13 protein-coding genes, 1 tRNA gene and 2 riboswitches are annotated in these 21,912 nt (G+C 67.2%); of the genes, 5 read left to right on the plus strand and 9 right to left on the minus strand.

Annotated features, from left to right (window positions below):
- Positions 1-149 precede the first annotated feature (149 nt).
- Both putA and E1956_RS03210 read left to right on the plus strand, forming a co-directional pair.
- Entirely contained in the window at positions 150-4,100 is a 3,951-nt protein-coding gene (gene putA, locus E1956_RS03205; protein ID WP_134747358.1) for a trifunctional transcriptional regulator/proline dehydrogenase/L-glutamate gamma-semialdehyde dehydrogenase, read from the plus strand.
- A gap of 92 nt (positions 4,101-4,192) precedes the next feature.
- Entirely contained in the window at positions 4,193-5,341 is a 1,149-nt protein-coding gene (locus tag E1956_RS03210; protein WP_134747361.1) for a branched-chain amino acid ABC transporter substrate-binding protein, read from the plus strand.
- Positions 5,342-5,462: 121 nt separating this feature from the next.
- Here E1956_RS03210 and E1956_RS03215 read toward each other — a convergent pair whose 3' ends face one another.
- The 8 genes from E1956_RS03215 to E1956_RS03250 all read right to left on the minus strand — a co-directional run bounded on the left by E1956_RS03215 (position 5,463) and on the right by E1956_RS03250 (position 17,080).
- Positions 5,463-7,187 carry a thiamine pyrophosphate-binding protein gene (locus tag E1956_RS03215; protein WP_134747364.1) on the minus strand — a complete coding sequence of 575 codons (1,725 nt, stop codon included), beginning with the start codon at positions 7,185-7,187 and terminating at the stop codon, positions 5,463-5,465.
- Positions 7,188-7,391: 204 nt separating this feature from the next.
- A complete protein-coding gene (locus E1956_RS03220; RefSeq protein WP_134747366.1) occupies positions 7,392-8,780 on the minus strand; it encodes an L-serine ammonia-lyase in 1,389 nt (462 codons plus the stop codon).
- Positions 8,781-8,878: 98 nt separating this feature from the next.
- On the minus strand, positions 8,879-9,925 hold the full coding sequence (locus E1956_RS03225; protein WP_134750312.1) for an alginate lyase family protein: 1,047 nt from the start codon (positions 9,923-9,925) through the stop codon (positions 8,879-8,881).
- Positions 9,926-10,293: 368 nt separating this feature from the next.
- Positions 10,294-13,269, minus strand: a complete 2,976-nt coding sequence (gcvP, locus tag E1956_RS03230; protein WP_134747369.1) for an aminomethyl-transferring glycine dehydrogenase — start codon at positions 13,267-13,269, stop codon at positions 10,294-10,296.
- A gap of 79 nt (positions 13,270-13,348) precedes the next feature.
- Complete coding sequence (gene gcvH, locus E1956_RS03235) at positions 13,349-13,729, minus strand: glycine cleavage system protein GcvH (protein WP_134747373.1); 381 nt, start codon at positions 13,727-13,729, stop codon at positions 13,349-13,351.
- A gap of 70 nt (positions 13,730-13,799) precedes the next feature.
- Positions 13,800-14,918, minus strand: coding sequence for a glycine cleavage system aminomethyltransferase GcvT (gene gcvT / locus E1956_RS03240; protein WP_134747376.1), 1,119 nt, complete (start codon positions 14,916-14,918; stop codon positions 13,800-13,802).
- 89 nt (positions 14,919-15,007) lie between these two features.
- A riboswitch (glycine riboswitch) is annotated at positions 15,008-15,148 on the minus strand.
- A 48-nt stretch (positions 15,149-15,196) separates the two neighbouring features.
- A riboswitch (glycine riboswitch) is annotated at positions 15,197-15,310 on the minus strand.
- A gap of 99 nt (positions 15,311-15,409) precedes the next feature.
- Positions 15,410-15,775 (minus strand): hypothetical protein, encoded by a 366-nt coding sequence (locus E1956_RS03245; protein ID WP_167760022.1) that lies wholly within the window; start codon positions 15,773-15,775, stop codon positions 15,410-15,412.
- Positions 15,776-16,030: 255 nt separating this feature from the next.
- Positions 16,031-17,080, minus strand: a complete 1,050-nt coding sequence (locus tag E1956_RS03250; protein WP_134747382.1) for an oxidoreductase — start codon at positions 17,078-17,080, stop codon at positions 16,031-16,033.
- A 465-nt stretch (positions 17,081-17,545) separates the two neighbouring features.
- Here E1956_RS03250 and E1956_RS03255 point away from each other — a divergent pair, with 465 nt between their 5' ends.
- The gene (locus tag E1956_RS03255) at positions 17,546-19,636 is read left to right on the plus strand and encodes a UvrD-helicase domain-containing protein (protein WP_134747384.1); all 2,091 of its coding nucleotides are present in this window, start codon (positions 17,546-17,548) and stop codon (positions 19,634-19,636) included.
- 114 nt (positions 19,637-19,750) lie between these two features.
- Here the strand turns inward: E1956_RS03255 and E1956_RS03260 are convergent, their stop codons facing one another.
- A complete protein-coding gene (locus E1956_RS03260) occupies positions 19,751-20,650 on the minus strand; it encodes a c-type cytochrome (RefSeq protein ID WP_134747386.1) in 900 nt (299 codons plus the stop codon).
- Between the two features lie 353 nt (positions 20,651-21,003).
- Between E1956_RS03260 and E1956_RS03265 the strand changes: the two genes are divergently transcribed.
- A tRNA-Arg gene (locus E1956_RS03265) sits at positions 21,004-21,079 on the plus strand.
- Positions 21,080-21,225: 146 nt separating this feature from the next.
- Entirely contained in the window at positions 21,226-21,510 is a 285-nt protein-coding gene (locus E1956_RS46030; RefSeq protein WP_167759965.1) for a pyocin activator PrtN family protein, read from the plus strand.
- Positions 21,511-21,912 lie beyond the last annotated feature (402 nt).

Genomic DNA, 21,912 nt, shown 5'->3' on the forward strand with positions numbered 1-21,912 from the left:
GGGCGTTGGCCGCAAACCCACGCCCCATAAGGCTCCGCGCGTGGTGCAACCAAGCCAGCCGGGTGGTTGCACCTTTTTATTGAGAGGGGTACGATTCGCGAACTTTTTGGTCTTTCGCCGGTGCGGGTCAGCCGGCATACGAAGGAAACATGGCTAGCACTACCCTTGGCGTCAAGGTCGACGACCTGCTCCGCTCGCGGCTCAAAGAGGCCGCCACGCGCCTCGAGCGCACCCCGCACTGGCTCATCAAGCAAGCCATCTTTGCCTACCTCGAGAAGATCGAGCACGGCCAGTTGCCCCCCGAACTGAATGGCCACGTGGGCGCCGCCGAGTTTGGCGAGGGCGCAACCGGCGAGAGCGACGAAGAAGCGGCGTCGCACCCGTTCCTCGAGTTCGCCCAGAACGTGCAACCGCAGTCGGTGCTGCGCGCGGCCATCACCGCCGCGTATCGCCGCCCTGAGCCGGAGTGCGTGCCGTTCCTGATCGGCGAGGCGCGCCTGCCCGCCAACCTGACCGGTGACGTCACGAAGCTCGCGACCAAGCTCGTCGAGGCGCTGCGCGCCAAGGGCACGGGCGGCGGCGTCGAAGGCCTGATCCACGAGTTCTCGCTGTCGAGCCAGGAAGGCGTCGCGCTGATGTGCCTCGCCGAGGCGCTGCTGCGTATTCCCGACCGCGCCACGCGCGATGCGCTCATTCGCGACAAGATCAGCAAGGGCGATTGGAAATCGCACGTGGGCCACGCGCCTTCGCTGTTCGTGAACGCCGCCACCTGGGGCCTCATGATCACCGGCAAGCTGGTGACGACCAACAGCGAGACGGGGCTGTCCTCGGCGCTCACGCGCATGATCGGCAAGGGCGGCGAGCCGCTGATCCGCAAGGGCGTGGACATGGCGATGCGCCTGATGGGCGAGCAGTTCGTCACGGGCGAGAACATCTCCGAAGCGCTTGCCAACAGCCGCAAGTTCGAAGCGCGCGGCTTCCGCTACTCGTACGACATGCTCGGCGAAGCGGCCACGACCGAAGCCGATGCGCAGCGCTACTACGCCTCCTATGAGCAGGCGATCCACGCGATCGGCAAGGCAGCGGGCGGCCGCGGCATCTACGAAGGCCCCGGCATTTCGATCAAGCTCTCCGCGCTGCATCCGCGCTACTCGCGCGCGCAGCAGGAGCGCACGATGAGCGAGCTGCTGCCGCGCGTGCGCGCGCTTGCCGTGCTCGCGCGCCGCTACGACATCGGCCTCAATATCGACGCCGAAGAAGCCGACCGCCTCGAGCTCTCGCTCGACCTGCTCGAAGCGCTGTGCTTCGACCCGGAGCTGCAGGGCTGGAACGGCATCGGCTTCGTGGTGCAGGCTTACCAGAAGCGCTGCCCGTTCGTGATCGACTACATCGTCGATCTCGCACGCCGCAGCCGACACCGCATCATGGTGCGGCTCGTGAAGGGCGCGTACTGGGATACGGAAATCAAGCGTGCGCAGGTGGACGGCCTCGAAGGCTATCCGGTCTACACGCGCAAGATCTACACCGACGTCTCGTACATCGCCTGCGCGAAGCGGCTGCTCGGCGCGCCCGATGCGGTGTATCCGCAGTTCGCCACGCACAACGCGTACACGCTTTCGGCGATCTATCACCTCGCGGGCCAGAACTACTATCCCGGCCAGTACGAGTTCCAGTGCCTGCACGGCATGGGCGAGCCGCTGTACGAGGAAGTCACGGGCCCGGTCTCGCAGGGCAAGCTGAACCGTCCGTGCCGCGTCTACGCGCCGGTCGGCACGCATGAGACGCTGCTCGCGTATCTCGTGCGCCGCCTGCTCGAGAACGGCGCGAACACCTCGTTCGTGAACCGCATCGCCGATGAAACCGTGCCGGTGAGCGAGCTGGTCGCGAACCCTAACGATGAAGCCGCGAAGGTCGTGCCGCTGGGCGCACCGCACGCGAAGATTCCGCTGCCGCGCAACCTCTTTGGCGGCGAGCGCCAGAATTCGATGGGCCTCGACCTCTCGAACGAGCATCGCCTGGCATCACTGTCTTCGGCGCTGCTCGCGAGCGCGCATCATCCGTGGCGCGCCGCGCCGATGCTCGCCGACGTCGATGCAGCCGTCGGCGCCGCGCGCGACGTACGCAATCCCGCCGATCATCGCGATCTCGTGGGCACCGTTGTGGAAGCAACGAGCGAGCACGTGAGCGCCGCGCTCTCGCACGCCGTGGTCACTGCGCCGATCTGGCAGGCGACGCCCGTGGAAGCGCGCGCCGACTGCCTCGCCCGCGCCGCCGACCTGCTCGAAGCGCAGATGCATACGCTGATGGGCCTGATCGTGCGCGAAGCGGGCAAGTCGCTGCCGAACGCCGTGGCGGAAATCCGCGAGGCCATCGACTTCCTGCGCTACTACTCCACGCAGATCCGCGAAGAGTTTTCGAACGACACGCATCGGCCGCTGGGCCCGGTGGTCTGCATCAGCCCGTGGAACTTCCCGCTGGCGATCTTCATGGGCCAGGTGGCCGCCGCGCTCGCGGCGGGCAACACGGTGCTCGCGAAGCCCGCGGAGCAGACGCCGCTGATCGCCGCCCAGGCCGTGCGCATCCTGCGCGAAGCGGGCGTGCCCGCAGGCGCCGTGCAACTGCTGCCGGGCGACGGCGAAACCGTGGGCGCGGCGCTCGTCGCCGATGCGCGCACGCGCGCCGTGATGTTCACGGGCTCGACCGAAGTCGCGCGCCTCATCAACAAGACGCTGTCGCAGCGTCTCGATTCGGATGGCCGTCCGATTCCGCTGATCGCCGAAACGGGCGGGCAGAACGCGATGATCGTCGATTCGTCGGCGCTCGCGGAGCAGGTCGTGGCCGACGTGCTGCAAAGCGCGTTCGACTCGGCCGGCCAGCGCTGCTCGGCGCTGCGCGTGCTGTGCCTGCAGGACGACGTGGCGGAACGCACGCTCGAAATGCTCACGGGCGCGATGAAGGAACTCGCGGTGGGCAACCCCGACCGCCTCTCGGCCGACGTGGGCCCGGTGATCGACACCGACGCGAAGCGCGGCATCGACACGCATATCGGCGCGATGCGCGAGAAAGGCCGCAAGGTCACGCAGATGCCCACGCCCGATAGCTGCGCGCAGGGCACCTTCGTGCCGCCGACGCTCATCGAAATCGACAGCCTCGACGAGCTCAAGCGCGAAGTGTTCGGGCCGGTGCTGCACGTGATCCGTTATCGCCGCAGCCAGCTCGACAAGCTGCTCGAGCAGATTCGCGCGACGGGCTACGGCCTCACGCTCGGCATCCATACGCGTATCGATGAAACGATCGCGCATGTGGTCGGCCGCGCGCATGTCGGCAATATCTACGTGAACCGCAACGTGATCGGCGCGGTGGTGGGCGTGCAGCCGTTCGGCGGCGAAGGGCTCTCGGGCACGGGGCCGAAGGCGGGTGGAGCGCTGTATCTCTCGCGCCTGCTGTCAAAGCGTCCGGCCGGTCTGCCGCAGTCGCTCTCGAAGGCGCTCGTGGTGGATGCGCCGCAGGAAGAGGCCGCGGACAAGCGCGCGCCGCTCTCGACGCACGCGACGCTCACCGCGTTGCGCGACTGGCTCATCGCCGAGCGCGAGCCGGCGCTCGCCGCGCGCTGCGACGGCTATCTGCAATACGTGCTTGCGGGCGCAACGGCTGTGCTGCCGGGACCGACGGGCGAGCGCAATACCTACACGCTTTCGGCGCGCGGCACGGTGCTGTGCGTGGCCTCCACGCCGACGGGCGCGCGTGCGCAGCTCGCCGTCGTGCTGGCCACGGGCAACCGCGCATTGTTCCAGGGCGCGGCGGGCGAGGCGCTCGTGAACGCGCTGCCGGCGGCGCTCAAGGCGCACGTCGCGGTGAAGAAGAGCGCCGATGCCGAGTTCGACGCCGTGCTCTTCGAAGGCGACAGCGACGAGCTGCTCGGCCTCGTGAAGGAAGTGGCCAAGCGTGGCGGCCCGATCGTCTCGGTGCAGGGCGTGGCAGCGCATGCGCTTGCCAATGGCGATGAAGACTACGCACTCGAACGTCTGCTCACGGAGCGTTCGGTCAGCGTGAACACCGCCGCGGCAGGCGGCAATGCAAACCTGATGACGATCGGCTGACCACAAGCCATACTGTCGACCGTCTCAGGACAAGGAAGCGGCAAGTCACGAGCTCAAGCCGCTCATTCGATACCAGGTACCAAGGAGAAAACATGCAACACACGATGAAACAGCTGGCAGGCGCGACGCTGGTTGCCGCCCTGTCGCTGGCGGGGACTGCACAAGCGCAGCAGGCAGAGGACGTCAAGATTGGTTTCGCCGGCCCGATGACGGGTGCACAGGCGCACTACGGCAAGGACTTCCAGAACGGCATCACGCTCGCGGTCGAAGACATGAACGCGACCAAGCCGGTGATCGGCGGCAAGCCGGTGCACTTCGTGCTGGATGCAGCCGACGACCAGGCCGACCCGCGCACGGGCACGACGGTCGCGCAAAAGCTCGTGGACGACGGCATCAAGGGCATGCTCGGCCACTTCAACTCGGGCACGACGATCCCGGCTTCGCGCATCTACGCGAACGCGGGCATCCCCCAGATCGCAATGGCGACGGCGCCGGAATACACGCAGCAAGGCTTCAAGACGACGTTCCGCATGATGACCTCGGACACGCAGCAAGGTTCGGTCGCGGGCACGTTCGCGGTGAAGAGCCTGGGCATGAAGAAGATCGCGGTGGTTGACGACCGCACGGCCTACGGCCAGGGTCTCGCCGACCAGTTCGCGAAGGCCGCGAAGGACGCGGGCGGCACGATCATCGACCGCGAGTACACGAACGACAAGGCCGTGGACTTCAAGTCGATCCTGACCAAGCTGAAGGCGCAGAAGCCGGACCTGATCTACTACGGCGGCGCGGATTCGCAAGCCGGTCCGATGGTCAAGCAGATGAAGTCGCTCGGCATCACGGCACCGCTGATGGGCGGCGAAATGGTGCACACGCCGACCTTCCTGAAGATCGCGGGTGACTCGGCGAACGGCACGGTGGCTTCGCTCGCGGGCCTGCCGATGGACGAAATGCCGGGCGGCAAGGACTACGTCGCGAAGTACAAGAAGCGCTTTGGCGAAGACGTCCAGACCTACTCGCCGTACGCCTACGACGGCGCGATGGCGATGTTCGCGGCCATGAAGGCGGCAAACTCGACGGACCCGGCGAAGTACCTGCCGTTCCTCGCGAAGACCAGCATGCCGGCCGTGACGACGAAGGATCTCGCGTACGACTCGAAGGGCGACCTGAAGAACGGCGGCATCACGCTGTACAAGGTGGTCGACGGCAAGTGGACGACGCTGCAGAGCGTGGGCGGCAAGTAAGCGCCTCGTTCGCGGTTGATCCGCGGTTGATGTGAAAAAGCCCCGCAGGCCTTAAAAACCTGCGGGGCTTTTGTTTGGATGCTCAACTTCGAAGGTGAGCCTGGTCAGGACTACTCGCGACTCACTGGCCGCGCGCCTTGCGACCCTGCTCGCGAATCTGCTCGAGCGTGGAGGCCGGCGTGCTCGCCTCCTTTGTCACGCGAATTTCGATGAGCGCCGGCTTGCCCGCATTGAGCGCGCGCTCGAGCGCCGGCGCGAATTGCGCCGTTGCCGTCACGACTTCGCCGTGCGCGCCGAACGACTGCGCAAATGCCGCGAAGTCGGGGTTCGTCAGCTGCGTGCCGTGCACGCGCTCCGGATAGTTGCGCTCCTGGTGCATGCGGATCGTGCCGTAATGCCCGTTGTTCACGACGATGAACACGACCGCGAGACCGTATTGCATCGCCGTCGCCAGCTCGGGCGCGGACATCATGAAGCAGCCGTCGCCGGCGAGCGCGACCACCGCGCGCTCCGGATACAGCGACTTCGCCGCAATCGCGGCAGGCACGCCGTAGCCCATCGCGCCGCTGGTGGGCGCGAGCTGCGAGCGGAAATTGCGGTACGAAAAGTGGCGATGCAGCCACGTTGCGTAATTGCCCGCGCCGTTCGTGACGATCGCGTCGTCGGGCAGGCGCGCGCGCAACTGCTGCATGACTTCGCCCAGTTGCACGTCGCCGGGCATCGGACGCGGCTCGCGCCACGAAAGATACGCATCGTGCGCGGCCTGAGCGGAGCCCGCCCACGCGGGCGCGGCGGGCGCGGGCAGGGCCGCGAGTTGCGCCGCGATCTCGGGCAGGCCCGAGACGATCGGCAGATCGGCGGCATAGACGCGGCCCAGTTCCTCCGCGCCCTGATGCACGTGGATGAGCGTCTGCTTCGTCTTCGGGATGTCGAGCAGCGCGTAGCCGCCCGTCGTGGCTTCGCCGAGGCGCGGCCCGAGCGCGAGCAGCACGTCGGCCTCGCGGATGCGCGCGGCCAGCGCCGGATTGATACCGAGGCCCACGTCGCCCGCATAGTTCGGATGATCGTTGCTGAGCGTGTCCTGGAAGCGGAACGCGAGACCCACCGGCAACTGCCAGTTCTCGATGAAGCGCTGCAGGTCCGCGCAGGCCTCGCGCGTCCAGCCGTGGCCGCCCGCGATCACGAAGGGCTTTTTCGCATTCGCGAGCAGCGTGCGCAGCTGTTCGATCTGCGCCGCCGAGGGCGAGGCCTGCACGCGCTGCGCCGCGGGCGCCGTGTGCTGGGCCTCCAATGCGGGAATCGCGCCGCTCAGCATGTCCTCGGGCAGCGCGAGCACGACCGGGCCGGGGCGCCCCGAGGTCGCGATATGGAACGCGTGGCTCAGATACTCGGGCACGCGGCGCGCGTCGTCGATCTGCGCGACCCACTTCGCCATCTGCCCGAACATGCGCCGATAGTCGATTTCCTGGAACGCCTCGCGGTCCATCTGATCGCGCGCGACCTGGCCGATCAGCAGGATCATCGGCGAGGAGTCCTGAAAAGCCGTGTGCACGCCGATCGCCGCGTGTGTCGCGCCCGGTCCGCGCGTGACGAGCGCGATGCCGGGCTTGCCCGTGAGTTTGCCGACCGCTTCCGCCATATTGGCCGCCGCGGCTTCATGGCGACACACGATGGTGTCGATGCGCGCGGTCTCGTCCGAGAGCGAATCGAGCACGGCGAGATAGCTCTCGCCGGGCACGCAGAACACGCGCTCGACGCCGTTGGCGACGAGCGCGTCCACGACGAGGCGCGCGCCGGTTACGGTCGCGGAATCAGAAACGCGGGCTGAATCGTTCGGCTGATGCATGACGGTCAAGTCTCCTTCGTTCGTTACGTGAATACGTTCGATCCAGATCCGATTGATCGGTGCGACACAAGCGAAACAAACTGCACAAACAGAACCGCCCGCGCGGCGCGAGGCGCGCATTCAGCGAGGCGCGCTCAGCGGCGCGCGGCCAGCGAGGCGCGCTCAGCGTCGCGCGGCCGGCGTCACGCGCTCAGCGCGCGAACATCAGCACTCGACGATGTTCACCGCGAGGCCGCCGCGCGACGTCTCCTTGTACTTCGTCTTCATGTCGGCGCCGGTTTCGCGCATCGTCTTGATGACGGAGTCGAGCGAGACGTAGTGCGCACCGTCGCCGCGCAGCGCCATGCGCGCGGCGTTCACGGCCTTCACCGAGGCCATGGCGTTGCGCTCGATGCAGGGGATCTGCACCATGCCGCCCACCGGGTCGCAGGTGAGGCCGAGGTTGTGCTCCATGCCGATTTCGGCGGCGTTCTCCACCTGATGCGGCGTGCCGCCCAGCACGGCGGCGAGCGCGCCCGCGGCCATCGAGCAGGCCACGCCCACTTCGCCCTGGCAGCCCACTTCGGCGCCCGAGATCGACGCGTTGAGCTTGTAGAGAATGCCGATGGCGGCGGCCGTGAGCAGGAAGTCGATCACGCCCTGCTCGTTGGCGCCCGGCGTGAAGCGCACGTAGTAGTGCAGCACGGCGGGGATGATGCCGGCGGCGCCGTTGGTGGGCGCGGTCACGACGCGGCCGCCCGCGGCGTTCTCCTCGTTCACGGCGATCGCGTAGAGGTTGATCCAGTCGATCATCGAGAGCGGGTCCTGTAGCGCGCGCTCGGGGTTGCCAGTGAGCGCGCGATAGAGCTGCGCGGCGCGGCGCTTCACCTGGAACGGTCCGGGCAGCGTGCCCTCGGCGTCGGGGTTGTTGATGCCGCAGCCGCGCGAGACGCACGACTGCATCACTTCCCAGATGCGCAGGAGCCCCGAGTGGATTTGGTCGTCGCTGTGCCAGACACGCTCGTTTTCGAGCATCAGCTGCGCGATGCTCTTGCCCGTCGATTCGCACAGCGCGAGCATTTCGGCGCCCGTACGGAACGGGTGCGGCAATTGCTGCACGGCGCCCAGCACCTTGGAGTTGGCCGCGCCCGCGGTGACCACGAAGCCGCCGCCCACGGACAGATAGGTGCTTTCGCGCAACGTCGCGCCGGCGGCGTCGAGCGCGCGCAGCTTCATGCCGTTCGGATGCTCGGGCAGCGCCTGGCGATAGAAGGCGATGTGCTCCTTCTGCACGAACGGGATCGGGTGTTTGCCGAGCAGCGCGAGCTGGCGCGAGTCGCGCACGGCTTCGAGGCGCTCGGAGATGGTGTCGGGGTTGACGGTGTCGGGCGCGTCGCCCATCAGGCCGAGCATCACGCCGCGGTCGGTGCCGTGGCCCTTGCCGGTGGCGCCGAGCGAGCCGTACAGCTCGACCTTGACGGACGCGGTGGACGCGAGCAGTCCGTCGCGCTCGAGTCCTTCGGCGAACATCAGCGCCGCGCGCATCGGCCCTACCGTGTGCGAGCTCGACGGCCCGATGCCGATTTTGAAGAGATCGAAAACGCTTACTGCCATGGGTACTGCTCCTGCTTCGTCTAGTCGGTTTCAGTGGGTGCCGTGCGCTGTGCTTCCTGTTCCGCCGCCGCCCCTTTCACCTGCACCTTGCGCGCTTTTCAGCGCGCCGGCAACGGCAGACAGACGGCCAGCCACGCCGGCGGCGTGGGCGCGAGACGCAGCGCGATCGGCATATAGCGGCCGTCCAGTCGGGCGGCCAGGTGATACAGCTCGGCGGCGTTCTTCGGGTCCCAGTCGCCGCTGTAGCCGGGCAACCCGGCTTCGCGGCGCTTGGCGTCGAACGGCACGCTCGAATGCACGAATTCCTCGTGCGTTTTTTCGCCCATCGCATAGGGCGTGAGCCAGTTCAGCGCGCTCGCGAGCGTGGCGCCATTGGCCGCCCGCTCGGGCAGCCAGTTGCGGTTGTGGCGGCGCGCGGCGAGCGCGGCCGTCACGAGCGGCTGCAGGTCGTAGGTCACGTAGTGCAGCGCGTCGCGCTCGGTGAAGTCGAGCGTCGAGCCGTCGGGCGCGACGTTGTCGCCGATATGCTCGATGAACAATCGCTGCGCCGCCGCAATCATCTTGCGGTTGTCGAGCGTGAACGCCGTCATCGCTATCAGTTTGACCCGATGGCTCTGCCAGTTGTTCGCGAAAGTGCCCTTGAGCGGACGCGGTTGCGCATCGACGTCGTTGATGTAGCCGTTCGCGAACTTGTTCAGGAACACCATCGTGGCGTTGCGCGTCTTCACGGGCAGCGCGCTCGCGGTCATGTCGTAGGCGAGGATCAGCCCTTCGAAGCGCGTTTCGTCGATCGGGTTGAAGCTCGGCTGATACGTCGTGACCCAGGCGAACAGAAAGCGGTCGACGAGCTTCAGATAGCGGTCGTCGCTCGTGGCGCGCCAGGCGAGCGCCGCGTTGCGCATCAGGTCGAGCTCTTTCTCGGCCTCCACGCTCTGGTCGTAGATGCCCTCGTGCGGGAGCGTGCCTTCCGTATGCAGCTTCGCAAGCGGATGCGGCACGTCGTTCACGTGCGCCTGCACGTCGGCCACGAGCGCTTTCACGCCCGGGTCGGCATTGATGCGCTCGCTCGACTGCAGGGCGGGAGCGGCGCAGAAGTTCATGGCCGCATGGGCTTGATTCGCCGTGCCCAGACCCGCAAGGCCCATGCCGACGAGCCAGGCCGTGGCGAGCGCGCGAGCGCTGCCGCGCCGCCGCGCGGAAACTGGCCCGGATGCCACTTCGAATACGCGTGCGCCGCCGCGCGTGTGCTGGCCCGAGGCACTCAATGCACCTGATGCAACTGAAGCCTTCGTGGCCTGCGTTGCCGCCGGGCCATGCCCAGCCAAGGCCGTTCCCACCATCCGCGCCATGCGCGACTCCCTGATTCAAGGCTGACAGGTGTGTGATGTTAACGGTTTGGCGAGGGTTTGCGGCGGCAAATGTGCTGCGCGCAAAAGCCGCCGCGGCTCCTCGCGGAGCGCGCGGCGGCTGTGCGGGCGGGTTTGGCCGGGTTGGCCGATCGATCGGGCGCGTTTTATTCGCCTTGTTGAGCGGACTCATCCGCGTATTCGCCGATCGGCACGCACGAGCAGAACAGGTTGCGGTCGCCGTAGACGTTGTCGGCGCGGCCGACCGGCGGCCAGTACTTCTGCGCGACGAGCGACGCCACCGGATACGCGGCCTGCTCGCGCGAGTACGCGTGCTTCCAGTCGTTCGCGACCACGACCGCCGCCGTGTGCGGCGCATGACGCAGCGGGTTGTCTTCCTTGTCCGCGCGGCCGTCTTCCACGGCGCGGATTTCTTCACGGATTGCAACCATCGCGTCGACGAAGCGGTCGAGCTCGTCCTTCGACTCCGACTCGGTCGGCTCGACCATCAGCGTGCCCGGCACCGGGAAGCTCATGGTGGGCGCGTGGAAGCCGTAGTCCATCAGGCGCTTGGCGACGTCGTCCACGGTGATGCCGCTCGAATCCTTGATGGGACGCAGGTCGAGAATGCACTCGTGCGCGACGAGCCCGCCCGGGCCGCTGTAGAGCACCGGGAAGTGGGGCGCCAGCTTCTTCGCGACGTAGTTCGCGTTGAGGATCGCGGTTTCCGTGGCGGCGGTGAGGTTGGCCGCGCCCATCATCGCGATGTACATCCACGAGATCGGCAGGATCGAGGCCGAGCCGTAAGGCGCCGAGCTGACGGCGCCAATGCCGTTGCCCAGATCGGACGAGCGCTTGTAGCCCGACGAAAGCTGGTTCGGCAGGAACTGCGCGAGGTGCGCGCCCACCGCCACCGGGCCGACGCCCGGCCCGCCGCCGCCGTGCGGAATGCAGAAGGTCTTGTGCAGGTTCAGGTGCGAGACGTCGCCGCCGAACTGGCCGGGGGCCGCGAGACCCACCATCGCGTTCATGTTGGCGCCATCCACGTAGACCTGGCCGCCGTGTGCGTGCACGATCTCGCAAACTTCGCGCACGTTGCTTTCGAACACGCCGTGCGTCGAGGGATACGTGATCATGATCGCCGCGAGCTTGGCCGCGTGCTGCTCGGCCTTGGCCTTGAGGTCGACGAGGTCGATGTTGCCTTGCGCGTCGCAAGCGACCACCACGACCTGCATGCCGGCCATCTGCGCCGAAGCCGGGTTGGTGCCGTGCGCCGAAGCGGGAATCAGGCAGACGTTGCGGTGGCCTTCGCCGCGCGACTCATGGTAGGCGTGGATGATGAGCAGGCCCGCGTACTCGCCTTGCGAGCCCGCGTTCGGCTGCAGCGAGACGGCGGCGTAGCCCGTGGCCGCCACCAGCATCTGCTCGAGCTGGTCGACCATCTCGCGATAGCCGACGGTCTGCTCGGCGGGCGCGAACGGGTGAATGCCGCCGAACTCGGGCCACGTGACCGGCAGCATCTCCGAGGTGGCGTTGAGCTTCATCGTGCACGAGCCGAGCGGGATCATCGAGCGGTCGAGCGCGAGGTCCTTGTCGGCGAGGCTGCGCAGGTAGCGCAGCATTTCCGTTTCCGAATGGTGGCGGTTGAAGATCGGATGCGTGAGGTACGCGCTTTCGCGCACGAGCGCGGCCGGGAACGTCACCGCTTGCTGCGCAGCGAGGGCGGCGTCGAGCGCATCGACCGACGGCGCTTCGCTCGCAAACGCGGCTTGCGCGAACACGGCGAGCAGATCGGCCAGATCGCCACGCGTGGTGGTTTCGTCGACGGACACGCCCACGCGCGTCTCGCTCACGCGGCGCAGGTTCATGCCGCGCGCGAGCGCTGCGTCATGCAGCGCCTGGGTGCGCGCGCCGGCTTCGAACGTGAGCGTGTCGAAGAACGACTCGTTCACGAGCGTGTAGCCGAGCTGCTTCGCGCCCGCGGCCAGGATCGCGGCCACGCGGTTCACGCGCTGCGCGATGCGCTTCAGGCCCTGCGGGCCGTGATAGACGGCGTACATGCTCGCCATGATGGCCAGCAGCGCCTGCGCCGTGCAGACGTTCGAGGTGGCCTTTTCGCGGCGGATGTGCTGCTCGCGCGTTTGCAGCGCGAGGCGCAGTGCCGGGTTGCCCTGGGCGTCGACGGTCACGCCGACGAGACGGCCCGGCATCTGGCGCTTGAATTCGTCCTTCACCGCGAGGTACGCGGCGTGCGGGCCGCCGAAGCCCATCGGCACGCCGAAGCGCTGCGAGTTGCCCACGGCCACATCGGCGCCCCATTCGCCCGGCGGCGTGAGCATCGTGAGCGCAAGCAGGTCAGCGGCGGCGATCACCGCGCCGCCCGCGGCGTGGATGGCTTGCGCCAGTTCGCGATAGTCGCGCACGTCGCCGTTCACGCCCGGATATTGCAGCAGCACGCCGAACGCGCCTGCGTTGGCGGCTTCAGCGGCGGGGCCGACCTTCACCTCGATGCCGATCGGCTTCGCGCGCGTCTTCACGACTTCGAGCGTTTGCGGCAGCACGTCGTCGGCGACGAAGAACACGTTCGACTTCGACTTGCCCACGCGCTGCACGAGCGTCATCGCTTCGGCGGCGGCGGTGGCCTCGTCGAGCAGCGACGCGTTTGAGATCGCGAGACCCGTCAGGTCGACGATCATCTGCTGGAAGTTGAGCAGGGCTTCGAGGCGGCCCTGCGAGATTTCCGGCTGGTACGGTGTGTAGGCCGTGTACCAGGCCGGGTTTTCGAGCACGTTGCGCAGGATCACGGCCGGCGTGTGCGTGTCGTAGTAGCCCTGCCCGATGTAGGAGCGGAACACCTGGTTCTTGTCTGCGAGCGCGCGCAGCGCGGCGATCGCTTCGGCTTCCGAGCGCGGCTCGCCGAAGGGGCCGAGCGGCAGCGCGTCCTTGCGGCGGATCGCGGCCGGAATGACCGCGTCGATCAGCGCGGCGCGCGAGGCGAAGCCGAGCGTGTCGAGCATCGCCTGCTGGTCGGCCGGGTCGGGCCCGATGTGGCGGGCGGCGAAGGCGTCGTGCGCTTCGAGTGCGGCGAGCGAAAGGGCCGAGAGCGGCGTGTTCATCAGACGATCCGGGTGTTCGAGCTTCATAGGGTTTCCTGCGGGCGCGGGCGGCGTGGGCAATGCGCGCGCCGCCGCGCCGTCTGGTTAAGGCGACTTCGCCTGCGTGTTAAGCGCCGATGGCCTTTTCGTAGGCGGCGGCGTCGATCAGCGCGTCGAGCTTGGCGTCGGCGGCCGGCTTGATCTTGAAGAGCCACGACTCGTACGGCGCGCCGTTCACCTGATCCGGCGTGTCGACGAGCGCGGTGTTCGATTCGACGATCTCGCCCGCGACCGGTGCGTAGATGTCCGAGGCGGCCTTGACCGACTCGATCACGGCAACGGCGTCGCCGGCGGCGACGGCGCGGCCCGCATCAGGCAGCTCGAGGAAGACGATGTCGCCGAGCGCTTCTTGTGCGTGGTCCGTGATGCCGATGGTCAGCGTGCCGTCGGCTTCGGTGCGGATCCATTCGTGCGATTCGGTGTATTTCAGATCGGCCGGGATGCTCATGGGTTGCTCCAGTGCGTGGTTCGTTATGACTTGAAAGAGGGGGGGCGTGCGCGGCTCGAATCCTTGCGGATCAGGCGACGAGCACCTTGCCGTTGCGCACGAAGGGCAGTTTTACCACGCTTGCAGGCAGGGCCTTGTCACGGATCTGCACCTGCACGACGTCGCCCGGCTGCACGCCCTGGGGCACGCGCGCAAAGGCGATCGATTCCTGCATCGTCGGCGAGAACGTGCCGCTCGTGATTTCGCCTTCACCGTGCGGCGTGAGCACCTTCTGGTGCGCGCGCAGCACGCCGCCGGCCTTGCCGTTTTCCTTCTGCAGAATCAGGCCGACGAAGGCCATGCGCGAGCCGTTTGCCTCGAGCACGGGGCGGCCGACGAACTCGCGCGGCTCCTTCATGTCGACGGTCCAGGCGAGGCCCGCGTCGAGCGGCGAGACGCTGTCGTCCATGTCCTGGCCGTAGAGGTTCATGCCCGCTTCGAGGCGCAGCGTGTCGCGCGCGCCGAGACCGCAGGGCTTCACGCCCTGGCGCTGCAGGGCGTCCCAGAATTCGCAGACGGCAGCGGCGGGCAGCACGATTTCGAAGCCGTCTTCGCCGGTGTAGCCCGTGCGCGCGACCATCAGCTCGCCGAACGGCGACGCTTCGATCTTCGCGGCGTTAAAGGGTTTGAGGAGTTCGGTGGCGCTGCGCGAGGAGGGCGCGACTTGCCAGACCTTTTCGCGCGCGCTCGGACCCTGCACGGCGACGATTGCGAGATCGCGGCGCGGAGTGATGGTGAGGCCAAAGCCGCCTTCGGCGTTGAGCTTCTCGAACCAGGCGATGTCTTTTTCGGCGGTGCCCGCGTTGACCACGGTGCGGAATTCGTCGTCGGCGAAGTAGTAGACGATCAGGTCGTCGATCACGCCGCCTTCGGGGTTCAGCATGCACGAGTAGAGCGCCTTGCCCGGCGTCGTGAGCTTGGCGACGTTGTTGGCGAGCGCGCGGGAGAAGAACTCGCGCGCCTTCGCGCCCGAGAAGTCGACCACGCACATGTGCGAGACGTCGAACATGCCGGCGTCGGTCCGCACCGCGCGATGCTCGTCGATCTGCGAGCCGTAGTTGACGGGCATGTCCCAGCCGCCGAAGTCGACCATGCGGGCATTGAGCGCGCGGTGCGAGTCGTTCAGCGGGGTGCGTTTGAGTTCGGTCATGGGGCCTCAGGCGGTCGCGAAAAATCGCGCGAAAACGAAAAAGGCCATGCAGGAAACGCCACAGGCACTATGCCTGGGGTCGGTTCTTGCATGGCCCCTCTGTCCTCGATACCTGAGAGATTGCGCCGTGTTGAATGCTGCTGGATGGCGCGCGCCCCTTCGGTGGGCAGCCTGAACGCCCGGGGCTCATTTGCCCAGCCGTTCTACTGCCGCTCTCCAGAGTTTCGGACTCGAAAGTCACACGCGGCGCACAGGCGCGCGCGAGCGATTCGGAGGTCCGGCGCGCACGGTCCTTTTGCCTGAGAGTTTGTGGGTTGCCCCTTCGGCGGCGCCGCGTTGCACCTGCCTGGTGGCGGGGTGCGACAAACGGCGCGCTCTCCCGGCGCGCGCAGCGATTGTGCGCGACGCTTGGCGGGTGTGTCAATGCGGAAAAAAACGGGGGCGGGGTGGCTCCCGGGATTGCCGACGGGGTTGCCGCCGGGGTTGCCGCTTTACTCGCCGATGGCGCGCGCCGCCGTGTCGAGCTCCTGGTTCAGCACGTGCTGCTCGTCGCCGGAGATGCCGCCGCCGTGCTGGGCCGCCATGTCGTGCGCTTCGCCGCGGATCGTGTCGAGGCGGTGATGGAACGCGGCGCCCTGGGGCGGCGGGTAGTAGCCCTGATTCACGCGCATGTCGATGCGGCGGCTCAGATTGTCGATGCGGCCGTCGACCTCGTGCAGGCGGTCCACCGCCACTTCATGCGGATTCGGGCCGGGGTTCACAACCACGGGACGCGGCGGCGGGGGCGGGTTGACCACGCAAGCGGCGAGCGTCGAGACGAGCGCGCCGACGGCGGCGTAGCGGATGGCACGGTTCAAACGGGTCATTGAGACTCTCCTTTTGGTCGCAGCTTTTAGTCGTTGTTGCTCGGTTTTTTTGCGTTGTATGTCGGCAAACGTGCCGCGCGCGCCACCCGATGACCGCGGCGCTGCATGCACTTGTAACGATTTGTTCACACCTTTCAATTGCGTCGGGCAAATGCAAGGTGCATGGGGTGCCGGCACGCGGGCGCTGAACGCCGGGCGAAGCGCCCGCGACCGCGCCAACGCGCGGTTTTGCGCGCGGGTCCGTTATCAAGCCGTGGGCGTGAACGCGATCGTGCGGCCTTCGGCGGCGCTCTGCGTGGCGATCTCGATGATCCTCATCACGTCGACGGCGTCCTGCGGGCTCACCGGGAAAGGCTCGCCATCGCGGATCGCGGCGGCGAGCGCGCGATAGAGATCCGCGTAATTGCCGGCGGCGTTGGGCACTTCGAGTTCGGTTTCCGTGCCGTCATCAGCCAGCATGTGCAGGCGGCCCGGCTCGTTGCCGTCGCCGAAACCGGGCTGGCCCGGGCGCAACCCCGCCTTGAGCTGATCTTCCTGCGTATCGAGCCCGTTCTTCAGATAGCTGCCGCGCGTGCCATGGATGACGAAGCGCGGCGCGAACGCGGCCAGTGCGCTTGCATGCAGCACGGCGTCGTGGCCCGGGTAGCGCAGCACGAGGTGCACGTAGTCGGGCGCGGTGGCGTGGTCGCGGCGCGTGTGGACGAACGCCGTGACCGACTCGGGCGCGCCGAAGAGCGCGAGCGTCTGGTCGATCAGATGTGGCCCGAGGTCATAGAGCAGGCCGCCGCCGCGTGTCGCGTCCTCGCGCCAGCGCTGGCGCACCTGCGGACGGAAGCGGTCGAAATGCGATTCGTAGTGCGTGACGCGGCCGAGCTCGCCGTTCGCGAGCAAATCGCGCACGGTGAGGAAATCGCCGTCCCAGCGGCGGTTGTGGAACGGCGCGAACACGAGGCCGCGCTGCTTCGCAATGGCGGCGAGCGTGCTTGCTTCCTCGGCGGTGAGCGTGACCGGCTTGTCGACCAGCACGTGCTTGCCGCGCTCCAGCGTGCGGCGCGCGAGCTCGTAGTGCGTGTCGTTGGGCGTGGCGATCACCACGCATTCGATGGCGTCGAGCGAGAGCAGGGCGTCGAGGTCGGGGACGATCGCGGCATCGGGATAGTCGGCCTGTGCGCGCTCGGCCTGGCTCGTCGCGATGGCGGCAAGCGTGGCCGCGCCGCTATGGGCGATCACGGGTGCGTGGAAGGTCTGGCCGGCGAAGCCATAGCCCATCAGGCCGATTTGCAGCGGTGCAGTCATGAAGCGCGTCCTCTTTCCAGCAATGAGGCGGCGCGGCGCGAGCCGTCGCCGCGGGTGGCGGGAGCCCGCCAAGGGGGCCTGCCATTGTGGCACGCGTGGCTGGCGCGTTGCACGGGCCAGGCGTGGCGAAAGTCTGGGGACGGATGGCGTGGGCGCAGGCGTGATGCGGCGGGCCGCCGTGGTTCAGTGCCGTGTGAGTGGGGCGAGTCGGTGGATGACGTCGGGGCCGCATCGGCGCGCAGCCGCCTCGTGTTAACATCGCAGCTCTCGCGTGAGAGGCCGCCGCGTTGTTACGCGCGCCTCGCGCCATGCGGTTTGCCGTGCTTCGCGCGCTCTCGTGCGCGGGCGCCGCGCCACGCAAGGATGAGCGCCCCCGGCCGGCCGCCTCCAGCTCGGCCCCCCGGCTGGGCGCCCCGCGCGCACGCCTCCCAGCTACACCACCCGTTTTTCTCCAATCCAGCAACGATGTCCGCAGGCCTGAATCCCGCCCAAAGCGAAGCGGTGCGCTACCTCGACGGTCCCTGTCTCGTGCTCGCCGGCGCGGGCAGCGGCAAGACGCGTGTGATCACGCAGAAGATCGCGCACCTGATCGAAGCGAAAGGCTTCGAGCCGCGCCATATCGCGGCCGTCACCTTCACCAACAAGGCCGCCGCCGAAATGCGCGAGCGCGTGGGCAAGCTGCTCGAAGGCAAGACGCTCACCACGCCCGGCAAGGAAGGCCGCAAGGTGCCGACCAACCAGCTCACGGTCTGCACGTTCCACTCGCTGGGCGTGCAGATCCTGCGCCAGGAAGCCGAGCACCTGGGCTTGAAGCCCCAGTTCTCGATCATGGACTCCGACGACTGCTTCGCCATGATCCAGGAGCAGGTGGGCTCGACCGACAAGGGCTTCATCCGCAAGATCCAGTCGATCATCTCGCTCTGGAAGAACGGCCTCGTGATGCCCGAAGAGGCGCTCGCGACCGCTTCGAACGAGGACGAGCATCAGGCCGCGATCGTCTACCGCAACTACATGGCGACGCTGCACGCCTATCAGGCGGTGGACTTCGACGACCTGATCCGCCTGCCCGCCGAGCTGTTCGCGAAGAACGAGCCCGTGCGCGAGCGCTGGCAGAACAAGCTGCGCTACCTGCTGGTCGACGAGTACCAGGACACCAACACCTGCCAGTACGAGCTGCTCAAGCTGCTGGCGGGCCCGCGCGCCGCGTTCACGGCCGTGGGCGACGACGACCAGGCCATCTACGGCTGGCGCGGCGCCACGATCGAAAATCTCGCGCAGCTCGGCAAGGACTATCCGAAGCTGCATGTGATCAAGCTCGAGCAGAACTACCGCTCGACGGTGCGCATCCTCACGGCGGCGAACAACGTCATCGCCAACAACCCGAAGCTCTTCGAGAAGAAGCTCTGGTCCGAGCACGGCATGGGCGACACCATCACCGTCACGCCCTGCAACGACGAAGAGCACGAGGCCGAGTCGGTGGTGTTCCGCCTCTCCTCGCACAAGTTCGAGCGTCGCGCGCAGTTCCGCGATTACGCGATTCTTTATCGCGGCAACTTCCAGGCGCGCATCTTCGAGCAGGTGCTGCGCCGCGAGCGCATTCCCTATGTACTCTCGGGCGGCCAGTCGTTCTTCGACAAGGCCGAGATCAAGGACATCTGCGCGTACCTGCGCCTGATCGCCAACCACGACGATGATCCCGCGTTCATCCGCGCGATCACCACGCCGCGCCGCGGGGTGGGCAATACCACGCTCGAAGCGCTTGGCTCGTTCGCGGGGCAGGCGAAGGTTTCGCTGTTCGAAGCGGTTTATATGGGCGGCATTGAGGCACGGCTCTCGGCGCGCCAGGTCGAGCCGATGCGCGTGTTCTGCGACTTCATGCAGCGGCTCGCCGAGCGCGCACACAAGGACCCGGCAACGGTCGTCCTCGACGACCTCATGGAAGCGATCCACTACGAGGCGTATCTGTACGACGCCTTCGACGAGCGCCAGGCGCAGTCGAAGTGGCAGAACGTGCTGGAGTTCCTCGAATGGCTCAAGCGCAAGGGGACGAAGCCTGAACAGGAAATCGGCGAAGACAGCGAAGCCACCGGCTACGACAACGCCGACGGCCTCGCCGACACCGGCAAGAACCTGATGGGCCTGATCCAGACGGTCGCGCTGATGTCGATGCTCGAAGGCAAGGACGAAGACCCGGACGCGGTGCGCCTTTCGACCGTGCACGCCTCGAAGGGCCTCGAGTATCCGCACGTGTTCCTGGTGGGCGTGGAGGAGGGGATCATGCCCCACCGCGGCGGCTCGGAAGACGACGTGATCGACGACGCGCGCATCGAGGAAGAGCGCCGGCTCATGTACGTGGCGATCACGCGCGCACAGCGCAGCCTGCATCTGAACTGGTGCAAGAAGCGCAAGCGGGCGCGCGAGACGGTGGTGTGCGAGGCGTCGCGCTTCATCCCCGAGATGGGACTGGACGATGCGCCGCCGCCGACGCCCGAAGAAGCGCCGATGTCGCCGAAGGACCGTCTCGCGAGCCTGAAGGCGTTGCTGCAGAAGGGCTGAGCGCACGCGCGGCAGGGATCGCTGCGTGGCAAATAAAAGGGCTGCATCTCGCGATGCAGCCCTTTGTCTTTTGTGTCTTGTGCCGTTGTCGCCCTTCGGCAAGTGAGCGTGGGCTTACTTCGCTGCGCTCACCATGTAGTCGACGGCGGCCTTCACGTCGGCGTCGGAGGCGCTCGAACCGCCTTTGGGCGGCATCTGGCCCTTGCCGTGCAGTGCGTAGTTGTAGATCTTGTCCATCGGATCTTTCAGGCGTGGCGCCCAGTCGTCCTTGTTGCCGAACTTCGGCGCGCCGAGCACGCCCGCAGCATGGCAGGCCTGGCAGACCTGCTCGTAGAGCGCCTTGCCCGCCTGCGAGGCGTCGGCGCTCTGGGTGGCGCCGCCTGCCGCCGGCGCGGACGCCTGCGGAAGCGCGGCGATGGCAGCGGCTGCGGCCTGCGCGCTGGCGGATGCGTCGGCGCCCGAAGCGGGCGCAGCGCCCGCCGCTGCCGACGCGCCTTGTGCGGCGCCCGGCGCGGGCTGGGGCGGGTCCTGGAAGCTCGCGCCGCCATGGTCGGCCATGTAGACGACCGCGCGGCGGATTTCGTAGTCGCTGTAGTCGTCGGGGCTCGTGCCGCCGCGCGGGGGCATCGCGCCCTTGCCGGAGAGCGCCGTTTTCCAGAGCGTGTCGAAGCCCTGGGAGATGCGCGGCGCCCAGTCGCCGGAATTGCCGAACTTGGGCGCGCCCGCGGCGCCGCTCGCGTGACACGCGGAGCAGACGGCCTGATAGACCTGCTCGCCCGTCTTGTAGACGCGCGGCGCGTTGGCGTCGCGCACCGACACCTGGGCTATGGGCGCGATGCGCTCGGTGATCTGCTGCGCGGAGAGTTCTTCGGTGCCTGCGCCCGTGCGCGTCGTGTTGTTGACGTAGTTGGCGAGCAGAATACAGCAGATGATGGGGACGGCAAACCCGGCGATGACAGCGGCGATCAGCTGGCCGGGCGTTTTGATCGGGGCTCCGTGGGGTGCTTCGCTCATGCTTGTCTCGTCTCCCGTTGGTATTGTGGTGAGCGGTACAGCAGGACGGCAACAGCCTTGCGATAGATCACGGACGATTATAGACGCAAGGTTTCGCGCCCGGTTGCCGCGCGCGGGGGCTCTTCAGCGGGCGTTTACCCGAGGTGGTGCGGCGCAGCGGCGGGTGTAGTCGTAAATGGTGGCGGATCGAGTGGTGTGTCGGTTGATCGCGCGCTGGCGGTAGTTGGCGCCGGGTGCGCCGGCAAGGGCCGCGCGGTGGACGCCGTCATCGAAACCGGGTATTCTCTCGGTCTCACTGCGATGATGCTGCTTCCCTGTTTTCTCGGGGTTGGCGGCAGTGTCCGCTTCTCAACGCGCCCGTAGCTCAATGGATAGAGTACTGCCCTCCGAAGGCAGGGGTTGCTGGTTCGATCCCAGCCGGGCGCGCCAAGTCTGACAAGGGTTTCCGCCCGATTCTCTCCCTCCCGAATTACTTCCGCTGGCCTGTTAGGGCACCAGTAGGGCAAATTCTGCGCAAGGAAAAGCACTCGTCGGGTTACCGGTGGCCTTGGCGGAACACTCTTCAGATTTTTGCCGTGTCTACTCTCGAACGACTTGAATCCCAGTTCAACGCAGCGCTCCTGCCAATAGAGGTGGTGCGCACGAATTTTTTCCCGCACCTCTCTGAGGACACTTTCAGCCGGCGCGCACGGGCCAATGACTTCGGGTTTCCCGTGATCCGCTCCGACCGGTCGCAGAAGGCCGCCATGTTCGTCCATATCGAGGACCTGGCAACCTATCTGGATGCGCGGCGTACCGTTGCAGCGCGCGAGCACGCCAACCTGGTCGATGCTCGGCCATCGTTGGCTTGCATTCCGTAGGTAGATTGCCCGAGTGAATTCCTCTGCCAAAAACCTATGCTGTTTGGGCGGCCCAGGCGACACTCCGAGCCGCGTGTGTGAATTGGAAAGCCGCAGATTCGCTCTGCGGTTTTTTTTGCACGGTAACTCCGGGCTATCGAATGAAAAGGCCCCGGCGCCTTCGCGTCGGGGCTGAAATTCCTGCTACGCCTACGGGGGAAGGTAGCAGGTGGCCGGGCACGAGGTGCCCAGCGAGTCAATTATGTGCCATGGGCCGCTGGCACATTCGCGCGAGTGAAAATGCTCGGTGGGTTAGGCCACAGATTGGTGGGCGCCGCGCCTAGATCTGAGGCTGCGCTTGCGCTGCGCGTGACGGCGCACACTGCGGTTATGCGGGGATATCAAATATCAACGCAGCAATCA

It is taken from the genome of Paraburkholderia pallida (genome assembly GCF_004524855.1).
Classification (GTDB): domain Bacteria; phylum Pseudomonadota; class Gammaproteobacteria; order Burkholderiales; family Burkholderiaceae; genus Paraburkholderia; species Paraburkholderia oxyphila.

Excerpts from the sequence above, each read along its gene's own strand:
- E1956_RS03255 (WP_134747384.1), top strand. The coding sequence starts at position 17,546 with ATGTCCGCAGGCCTGAATCCCGCCCAAAGCGAAGCGGTGCGCTACCTC.
- E1956_RS03250 (WP_134747382.1), bottom strand. The coding sequence starts at position 17,080 with ATGACTGCACCGCTGCAAATCGGCCTGATGGGCTATGGCTTCGCCGGC.
- putA (WP_134747358.1), top strand. The coding sequence starts at position 150 with ATGGCTAGCACTACCCTTGGCGTCAAGGTCGACGACCTGCTCCGCTCG.
- gcvH (WP_134747373.1), bottom strand. The coding sequence starts at position 13,729 with ATGAGCATCCCGGCCGATCTGAAATACACCGAATCGCACGAATGGATC.
- E1956_RS03220 (WP_134747366.1), bottom strand. The coding sequence starts at position 8,780 with ATGGCAGTAAGCGTTTTCGATCTCTTCAAAATCGGCATCGGGCCGTCG.
- gcvP (WP_134747369.1), bottom strand. The coding sequence starts at position 13,269 with ATGAAGCTCGAACACCCGGATCGTCTGATGAACACGCCGCTCTCGGCC.
- E1956_RS03210 (WP_134747361.1), top strand. The coding sequence starts at position 4,193 with ATGCAACACACGATGAAACAGCTGGCAGGCGCGACGCTGGTTGCCGCC.
- E1956_RS03225 (WP_134750312.1), bottom strand. The coding sequence starts at position 9,925 with ATGGGCCTTGCGGGTCTGGGCACGGCGAATCAAGCCCATGCGGCCATG.
- E1956_RS03260 (WP_134747386.1), bottom strand. The coding sequence starts at position 20,650 with ATGAGCGAAGCACCCCACGGAGCCCCGATCAAAACGCCCGGCCAGCTG.
- gcvT (WP_134747376.1), bottom strand. The coding sequence starts at position 14,918 with ATGACCGAACTCAAACGCACCCCGCTGAACGACTCGCACCGCGCGCTC.
- E1956_RS03215 (WP_134747364.1), bottom strand. The coding sequence starts at position 7,187 with ATGCATCAGCCGAACGATTCAGCCCGCGTTTCTGATTCCGCGACCGTA.